This window comes from Synechococcus sp. MU1655 (assembly GCF_023630655.1).
In the GTDB taxonomy this organism is placed as follows: domain Bacteria; phylum Cyanobacteriota; class Cyanobacteriia; order PCC-6307; family Cyanobiaceae; genus Synechococcus_C.
Map to the genome: position 1 here is coordinate 1 of NZ_JAKUHK010000078.1, position 7,497 is coordinate 7,497.

The 7,497-nt window shown below is 55.0% G+C and carries 11 protein-coding genes and 1 pseudogene; 6 read left to right on the forward strand and 6 right to left on the reverse strand.

Translation table 11 applies throughout. From position 1 onward, the window contains the following. On the forward strand, positions 1-1,076 hold a 1,076-nt coding region (locus NCN04_RS05330; protein WP_250395403.1), incomplete at its 5' end, for a B12-binding domain-containing radical SAM protein. A 4-nt stretch (positions 1,077-1,080) separates the two neighbouring features. On the opposite strand, the gene NCN04_RS05335 is transcribed toward NCN04_RS05330, so the two are convergent. Both NCN04_RS05335 and NCN04_RS05340 read right to left on the reverse strand, forming a co-directional pair. Beyond that, a complete protein-coding gene (locus NCN04_RS05335; RefSeq protein ID WP_250395404.1) occupies positions 1,081-1,479 on the reverse strand; it encodes a DUF4346 domain-containing protein in 399 nt (132 codons plus the stop codon). 24 nt (positions 1,480-1,503) lie between these two features. Then, the gene (locus NCN04_RS05340) at positions 1,504-2,685 is read right to left on the reverse strand and encodes a GNAT family N-acetyltransferase (protein ID WP_250395405.1); all 1,182 of its coding nucleotides are present in this window, start codon (positions 2,683-2,685) and stop codon (positions 1,504-1,506) included. A 91-nt stretch (positions 2,686-2,776) separates the two neighbouring features. On the opposite strand from NCN04_RS05340, the gene NCN04_RS05345 reads away from it, so the two are divergent. Then, entirely contained in the window at positions 2,777-3,220 is a 444-nt protein-coding gene (locus tag NCN04_RS05345) for a hypothetical protein (RefSeq protein WP_250395406.1), read from the forward strand. On the opposite strand, the gene NCN04_RS05350 is transcribed toward NCN04_RS05345, so the two are convergent. Both NCN04_RS05350 and NCN04_RS05355 read right to left on the reverse strand, forming a co-directional pair. After that, a complete protein-coding gene (locus tag NCN04_RS05350) occupies positions 3,202-3,858 on the reverse strand; it encodes a RibD family protein (protein ID WP_250395407.1) in 657 nt (218 codons plus the stop codon). The two genes, NCN04_RS05345 and NCN04_RS05350, sit on opposite strands and share 19 nt — an antisense overlap. A gap of 12 nt (positions 3,859-3,870) precedes the next feature. Then, complete coding sequence (locus NCN04_RS05355; protein WP_250395408.1) at positions 3,871-4,791, reverse strand: 6-carboxytetrahydropterin synthase; 921 nt, start codon at positions 4,789-4,791, stop codon at positions 3,871-3,873. 52 nt (positions 4,792-4,843) lie between these two features. Between NCN04_RS05355 and NCN04_RS05360 the strand changes: the two genes are divergently transcribed. Next, a complete protein-coding gene (locus tag NCN04_RS05360; RefSeq protein WP_250395409.1) occupies positions 4,844-5,458 on the forward strand; it encodes a shikimate kinase in 615 nt (204 codons plus the stop codon). Here the strand turns inward: NCN04_RS05360 and NCN04_RS05365 are convergent. Further along, positions 5,415-5,675 (reverse strand): CRR7 family NDH-1 assembly protein, encoded by a 261-nt coding sequence (locus NCN04_RS05365; protein WP_250395410.1) that lies wholly within the window; start codon positions 5,673-5,675, stop codon positions 5,415-5,417. The two genes, NCN04_RS05360 and NCN04_RS05365, sit on opposite strands and share 44 nt — an antisense overlap. Between NCN04_RS05365 and NCN04_RS05370 the strand changes: the two genes are divergently transcribed. Continuing rightward, positions 5,674-6,399, forward strand: coding sequence for a DUF6816 family protein (locus NCN04_RS05370; protein ID WP_250395411.1), 726 nt, complete (start codon positions 5,674-5,676; stop codon positions 6,397-6,399). The genes NCN04_RS05365 and NCN04_RS05370 overlap by 2 nt on opposite strands. Here NCN04_RS05370 and NCN04_RS05375 read toward each other — a convergent pair. Continuing rightward, positions 6,374-7,099 carry a glutathione S-transferase family protein gene (locus tag NCN04_RS05375; protein WP_250395412.1) on the reverse strand — a complete coding sequence of 242 codons (726 nt, stop codon included), beginning with the start codon at positions 7,097-7,099 and terminating at the stop codon, positions 6,374-6,376. The two genes, NCN04_RS05370 and NCN04_RS05375, sit on opposite strands and share 26 nt — an antisense overlap. 58 nt (positions 7,100-7,157) lie before the next feature. Between NCN04_RS05375 and NCN04_RS05380 the strand changes: the two genes are divergently transcribed. Together NCN04_RS05380 and NCN04_RS05385 are read left to right on the forward strand one after the other, a co-directional pair. Beyond that, entirely contained in the window at positions 7,158-7,367 is a 210-nt protein-coding gene (locus NCN04_RS05380; protein ID WP_048348339.1) for a DUF751 family protein, read from the forward strand. A gap of 2 nt (positions 7,368-7,369) precedes the next feature. Beyond that, a pseudogene (locus tag NCN04_RS05385) lies at positions 7,370-7,497 on the forward strand (30S ribosome-binding factor RbfA); the annotation flags it as partial.

Consider the following 7,497-nt stretch of genomic DNA (forward strand, 5'->3'; position numbering starts at 1 on the left):
ATGACTCCATGAGCGTTCAGTTTTCGCGAGGCTGCCCGTTTAATTGCGAATTTTGCGACATCATCGTTCTCTACGGGCGCAAACCCCGCACCAAAACACCCGAGCAGCTGATTTCTGAATTGCAATCGCTTTACGACCTCGGATGGCGGCGCTCGATCTTCCTCGTAGACGACAATTTCATCGGAAATAAGCGCAACGCAAAGCTTTTGCTTCCGGAAATCAAAACCTGGCAAGAAGATCGAGGCTACCCATTTAGTTTTGCCACTGAGGCCTCAGTCGATCTCGCGGACGACGACGAAATGATGCGGATGATGCACGAGGCTCGCTTTGAAAGCGTGTTTCTGGGAATTGAAACTCCAGACGAAGCTAGTTTAGAAACCGCGAGAAAAGTTCAAAACACTCGCAATCCCCTTGATGCTGCTGTTGACCGTATTACGGCAAACGGTATTCGGGTCATGGCTGGATTCATCATTGGTTTTGACGGAGAAAAGGATGGTGCTGGCTTACGGATCGTTGATTTCGTAACCCGTACAGGCATCCCTGCAGCAATGATGGGCATGCTTCAAGCCCTTCCCAACACAGCCCTTTGGCATCGTCTCGAAAAAGAAGGTCGCCTGATTCAAGACGAATCAGACGCCAAGGGTGTGAACCAAACGAATTTGCTTAATTTCAAACCTACCCGGCCCATTCGTGACATCGCCAATGAATATGTTGACGCTTTTTGTACGCTCTATGAACCCAATGCCTACATGGACCGGGTTTACTCCTATTACTTAAAGATGGGAGCTCCACGCTGGAAAGGCACCAGCAAATTACCAACTTGGACTGATATCAGGGCGCTCTCAATCGTGATCTGGCGCCAAGGGCTTAAACGCAACACGCGCGGGCGCTTCTGGCGCTATCTATTTGGCATGGCACGTCAAAATCCAGCCATGCTTGAACAGTTCATTGTTGTTCTTGCACACAACGAGCATTTCATGGAATACAGAGCGATTGTGCAACAGGAAATCCGTGAGCAGTTGGAATCGTTGCCACCAGAAGAACCCAGCAACTCGCGCGAACTGCAGCCTGTTTGAAGGATTAATCCTGAATGTACGTGCTTCCGTCCCGCAGACACTGTTCGGCTTTCTGAAGTTCCCGACCCAAATAGAACGCATGGTCTAAACGGCTGAGGGGATGATTTCCTTCCCCTTCGCATAAGGCGATCCCGACCTCTTTTGCAGTGCGCCCACGCAACACGGCTGAAGGCGTTCTGGGTCCACCTTGACGGCAAGCAATCACTTCTCCGGAATCCGGATCCCGTGCAAGACCTTGCTCATCAATCGTGTTGCCATAGTGCTCAACAACCAATTCAGCCGCAGCAGCATCGACTCGAATCAAGAAATAACCCAGCGGGTCCAAAGCTATAAACCGCTGCGACAACTGATCATCCAGCTGAGCACACGCATTTAGATCTATGGCGGTGTTGATCTGGTTCAATCTGGCTGCAAGGCTCTTCTCAACTTACAGAGCAAGCGAAGGAGTCTCCTTTCGAAAAGGCAGTTCAGCATTAATGGCCTCAATCTCTTCGAGCATCAGTGGATTGACCTTGCCAAGCCAGCCACGAATCAGTCCATCCATTTGGGGCTCATACCAGCGATGGAGGCTGATCTGAGGCCGAGCCACAAACCCACGCCGTCTTTTATGGCTCCCTCCTGCCCCTGGGTCAAAACTCTTCAGTCCTCGCTTGAGCGCCCACTCAATCGGTGCGTAATAACAAACCTCAAAATGCAAACAATCAATCTCTTCATTGCTGCCCCAGTAACGGCCCCAGAGCGACAGATCGTCATGGACACAGAGTGACATCGCAACTGGCTCATTGGGATTGCCGCGATGAGCACTAAAAAGAACAATCCGCTCTCGCAACGCGTTCGCAGCTAAGGCATCGAAAAATGATGCTGCGAGATATTTACTACCCCACATCCCCCAACGAGCGCAGTGCTGTTCATAAAATCCATGCATGCATTCCAGCAAAGAAGAATCGAGGTCCTCACCACAAAGAGGCGTAATTTCAAGCCCTGCTTCACGGACCGCCTTCCTCTCTCGTTTGATATTGCGCCGCTGATTAGCATTAAATCCTGCCAGATAATCGCTAAAAGTAGCCTGACCATCAGATGTCCAGAGGCTCTGCTGGTTCAACCAAGAAGCGCAACCTGCCGCCTCTGCCAAAGGACGCCAGAGCGGATCAACATAGAGAAAGTTGCAGCTAAGAATGCCATTATTTCTGGCAAAATCATCAATTATCTCCAGCATGAGTTGAGTCAATTCTGCAGGATCTTCATCCGCAGCCACATGAAAGCGATAGCCCTGTACCGGGCTTACGGGGCTCATCCCAATCAACTTTGGGTAATAACGAAGACCAAGATCGCCAGCAAGCCGTGCAAACGCTTGATCAAACACAAATTCCCCGTAACTGTGGCCCTTGAGATAGAGCGGCGCAACCGCACAAAGATGGTCCTCTTCGCGCCACAGGGATAGGTGCAGCGGTTGCCATCCCTGATCGGGAGCCACGCTCCCAGACTCCTCAAGGGCAGCGAGCCAATTCCAGCGATAGAAGGGAATCACTTCAGGGCCAAGAAGCTGCTCCCACTGCTGTTCGGGTATCTCCCGAATCGAGCGATGCCAACGAGCCTTCAGGGATGCCATAACCGGCGAAGACAGCGGCGAAGATCAAGACCCTAACCAGTGAGAGACATCGGAGTCACACTGAAGGCAAGCCAGTTCTTACCAACCTGCTGTGACCCATTCGACACCACATAAAAAGCAGGTGGTTGTAACGCTCGTAGCGGTCAGCTTGATGCTCAGCGGAGGTGCCGTCCAAGCAGGGCTTCTGCAACCATTGCTGCAACTGATGCGTCCAAGACTCGAGAGTCAGTTGACTGATCAATGCCAACAACTTGCGCAACAAGCTCTAAGGGATGCTGAACTCGACTTTGAACCCTTAAGCAGCATTGGGGAGCAGCCTTGCCAGGCTGTAGCCAAACCAGTCAGTGAATGCCTCATTCGTGAAACCAGTCGTAGTGGCAGAGAACTCGGTGTCATCAGCGAACTGTTGTCTGGCCGCATTGGAGATGACGCCGAAGTTGTGATCAAGCGCTGTCTGGCATCGCTGCTGGGACTCCAGGCCACAGAACTACAGGATGTCCCCCTGAGCGAGGTCTTTCAGCGACTGCGTCCATAACGAACCACAAGCTCATGACCGCTCAGTCGATCAGCCGATATCAGAGTCCAAGCATCGGGCTGCGACAGCGCCGGTGGCATGTTGAATCCATCGCACGGAATCCAGCTGAATCGACCTCCTAGAAGGCATGGGCTCAGGGTTAGCTGAAGCTCATCCACCTGATCGGCTTCCAGTAGTGATCCGCAAAGGCGCGCTCCTCCAAGAAGGACAAGGCGATGAAAACCCGATGCAGCAAGCTCAACCAAGGTCTTTTCCCAGGACGTTTGCAACCGATGAGTCGCGGAGAAACCCTCCGCTGACATCAGATCTGGGGTCAAGAGATGACGCTCAAGCTCTTGTTGGAAAAACGGCCAGTCCTGGCAAAAGTCGGGATGGCGACTCACCACGAGAGCCGTTGGCTGTAAGGGCCTGCCGTCTTGCTTTCGCTGAGTCAAAAGCTGTTGTTCATGAATCAAACAGGTGCAGCGATGGGCCCGCAAGGTTCCTGCACCGATCAACACAGCATCAGACCAAGCCAACGCTTGTTCAAGCACGTGCCGATCACCGGCACCGCCTAACTGAGCGGCACCGCCAGAGGGAGCTGCAAGCCGACCATCCAGGCTGACGGCAAGCACCAGACGAACCGTTGGTCGCTGCACGTCGAAGAAGACTCAGCCGTTCACAACGGCATGCATTGCTTCAGGCATTGCATTAAGCGCCGGAGCTTCGGCGTAAACCTCTGCAGCGTTATTAGGGCTCTCCTGAAGCCGTACCTTATGCAGCTGAGCTCCAATGGCGCGAACGGGAGTGGTCAGTCGATCAACGATATGAAGGGCGATGTTCTCAGCGGTAGGCACACAATCGGCGAAATGGGGGACGTCCTTATTCAGAAAAGTGTGATCAAAAGGCTCAACAACCAGATCGCTCACAAGACGTTGAAGCGCTGCTAGGTCGCAAACCATCCCAGTGCGTGGATCAATGCTTCCGCGAACAGTCACATCCACTAAATAATTGTGGCCATGACCATGGGGTCTGGCGCATTTGCCGTAGATCAGCTCATTTTCTTCCTGGCTTAACTCTGGTCTTGCCAGACGGTGCGCAGCAGCGAAGTGAGTGCGGATAGTGAGATAGGCGTCCATGGTTTGTCCGAGATAGTCGGCCCACAGGCCAGAAGATTCATAAAGGCGCAGCCCCACAAGGGGGAGCTGGTTGGCCAACCGAGACCAGATCACCCGAACAAGGGCTTCGGTGGTTGGCAGGCAACCCTCCGAGCTGGTGACATCGAATTCTGGCCAAACCTCATTGAGGAAGCGGAAATCGAGTTGTTCAGTGACCTCCGAACGAATCGCATGCTTCACCTCAGAGAGGTTCAGCACCATGCCGTTGGCGTCAAGGCCACCAGCCATGGACACGATCAATTCGTAATTGTGTCCATGACCAGGGGCCATCGCACACGATCCGAAGCGGGCCGCATTGTCATCAGCACTTAATTCAGGCAACCAATAACGGTGGCTGGAGCTGAAGCAGGCTCGGCGGGTGATGACACAGCCACGACCTTGGCCGTGCGGTGCCATCGTGATGGCATCAGTCATGACGAGGTCTGACGGGCGATCATCCTAGTAAGTTCACCCACCTGCCGAACGGATGGCTGACGGCACAACCACCACACCACACCCTTTGAAGGCCCGTCTGGGCGGCCGCAACCTCTACCTGATCGGGATGATGGGAAGCGGCAAAAGCAGCACGGGGCGCCCCCTTGCCCAACGACTCGGCTATGGCTTCGTCGACGCCGACGGAGTCCTGGAAACGCTTGCTGGCCGCCCCATTCCCCAAATCTTTGAGTCAGACGGTGAGCAAGGGTTCCGAGCCCTCGAGAGTCAGGTGCTGCAGGCCATTGGCCAACGCCATTCGCTCGTGGTTGCGACCGGAGGCGGTGTGATCACACAACCAGAAAACTGGGGCGTTCTGCATCAAGGGATCGTGATCTGGCTTGCCCCTGAACGGGACCAACTCCTGGCGCGTCTCCATGCGGATCCAGGAGCAAGGCCACTGCTTCAAGGAAGTGATCCTGCCGCCCGTCTCGACGCGCTCCTTGAAGCGCGTACACCTCTTTATGCAGAGGCTGATTTGCGAATCAAGGTGGGCGACGAAACGGTGAGCGCTGTATCAGAGCGAATCCTTGAGGCCATCCCTGGCATTCTCAAACCCCATGAGGTCATGTTCCAGGCTCCAAGCGCACCGCAAACCACTGAAGATTGAATCCTGGAGCCAGTTCAAGATCGCAGGCCGTATCCAACAGCCTTTCTGCGGCAGCAGCCGAGGACTCAAAACCACGCAGATCAAGCGGTAGCACGGACATCTTGTCCAGCTGCTCTGTCAACCATGTCAGGGTGTCGTCGGAACTGAGCAGTCGTTCTGGCTTGCCCGGCTCAAGCACCACGTAGTGATCACAGGCACGAATGAGGGGATCGGACATGACTCGGCCACTGCTGGCACTGATCATGGCCATGATTCTTCTCGTTGGGCCCTTAAAACCAGCCCTGGCGGACAACACTCAAAACAGTCAGCAGCTCGAAGCCCGCCTCAAGGAATGGCCAGCCTGGCCGGATCCAGCTCCTCTGCCGCGACCACGAGCCAAGGAGGATCTGGTGTACCCGGATTGGTTTGAAGGGCTTTGGGAGGTGGAAAGCCTTGATCTTCTGGCAAACGGCAAGGTGGACGAAAACTTGCCCCCGATAAAGCATCTGGCCCAGTTTCGGCTCAATCAGCACAACGAGGTGGTGGGGGATCGACCGTTTAATGCCAGAGCCATTGGACAAGCGCTTTTAGGCAAGCAACTGCTCAGCGTGGAGCAAGCCCCTCATCAGGTGAACCGCCAGCTCGCTCGACTGAGCAATGATCGACTGCTGGAAACAACCGTGATCGGGAGAGAGCAAACATCGATCCACATCGCATCCTTTGTCAGTGATGAACTTGTTCTCCAGGTCATGCATGGGGCAAGGGCACCAAGGCTCAGCAGGATTGAAACCCTGAGTCGCTATCAACCATGTCCAGACGCACCAACCGCTGACCTCGTCAGCCGAATCTGTGGGGAGCAATGGCAACAGACCTATCCAGCTCCCGGGGCTGCCAGCAAATCATTTGTGCAACGGGCAAGCCGCTACAAGCTCACGCTCACACGGCGGCAGGATCCTGCTTGAACACACGAGCCTCCAGTCGATCGCGCCATTCAAACAAAGGCTGAAGGCGAGGATGATCACTGAGACCGGCAACGCCGCGGCCCGCCAATTGAGACCCTGCTGAAGCGGGAAAGCGCAACAGGGAGAGCTGCGCCGCCACTGCCAAATCCGCAAGGCTGAGGGCATCGCCAACCAAGACGCTATCGGGGGTCAGGCCATCAGCCATCGCGTTCAGGTTGTGGAGCATGGCGGAACGCTCCTCCTGGCCAAACAGCTCATTAACCCCACTCAGCCAACCCGTCGGGACTCCGGTCATCACCTGCCGAATTGGGCCCGGTACGTCATCCGGCAACAGGGCCGCACGCAATTCAGGATCATCCACCGCCGCCTGAAGCAGAGCCGCGCGGACGGATCCTGCAAGAGTTGTATCAGCCCAGTCTTCAATCAAATGAATCTGGGCCACCGCTCGAAGGTCCTTCGGGAAGAGGGGCGGCTCGGGCTGCAGCTCATCCAAGTAACGACAGATCGCGCTGGAATCTGCCACCACCGTGTCGCCATCTACGAGCACCGGAACTTGCCTTTGCCCTGACAAACGGAACACGGCGAGTTGACCGATCCCAGGGGTGACCTCCACTTCTCGAAAGCTCAAATCCTTGGCATGCAATGCCATCCGCACCTTGAGGCAGAAGGCGGAATGACGGAATTGATGCAGCTCCAGCATGACCGTCTTTGCCCTTAGCCGGCAGAGTAGCTATCAGATTCATATCCCTGCCAGGACCATGCGCGAGTTTTTCGTCAATGTGACGCGTTACCCGCGCTATCTCATTAACTTCGGCCTTGGCGTTCTCAACTCCGTTGCAAAGCCCCTGGTTCAGCGGCTCAGGAATCCCGTCACTGCCGTTGCTCTGATTGGAGCTTTGATTAGTGGATTGATCACCCTTGGACTGGTGCTCCGTGCCATGGTGACTACTGCAGCACCACTGAGCTGACGATGGCCCAGGGACGTCGAGTTGAGCGGGTAGCCGCCTTAATCCGCAAGGAAACCAGCGAGCTGCTGATCCATGGGATCCGTGACGAACGCGTTCATCAGGGGATGGTGAGCATCACCGAGGTGGAGGT

Bases quoted from the DNA above. Each gene is read 5' to 3' on its own strand.
- NCN04_RS05375 (WP_250395412.1), bottom strand. From the start codon at position 7,099: ATGCTGGAGCTGCATCAATTCCGTCATTCCGCCTTCTGCCTCAAGGTG.
- NCN04_RS05340 (WP_250395405.1), bottom strand. From the start codon at position 2,685: ATGGCATCCCTGAAGGCTCGTTGGCATCGCTCGATTCGGGAGATACCC.
- NCN04_RS05355 (WP_250395408.1), bottom strand. From the start codon at position 4,791: ATGACTGATGCCATCACGATGGCACCGCACGGCCAAGGTCGTGGCTGT.
- NCN04_RS05380 (WP_048348339.1), top strand. From the start codon at position 7,158: ATGCGCGAGTTTTTCGTCAATGTGACGCGTTACCCGCGCTATCTCATT.
- NCN04_RS05360 (WP_250395409.1), top strand. From the start codon at position 4,844: ATGGCTGACGGCACAACCACCACACCACACCCTTTGAAGGCCCGTCTG.
- NCN04_RS05365 (WP_250395410.1), bottom strand. From the start codon at position 5,675: ATGTCCGATCCCCTCATTCGTGCCTGTGATCACTACGTGGTGCTTGAG.
- NCN04_RS05370 (WP_250395411.1), top strand. From the start codon at position 5,674: ATGACTCGGCCACTGCTGGCACTGATCATGGCCATGATTCTTCTCGTT.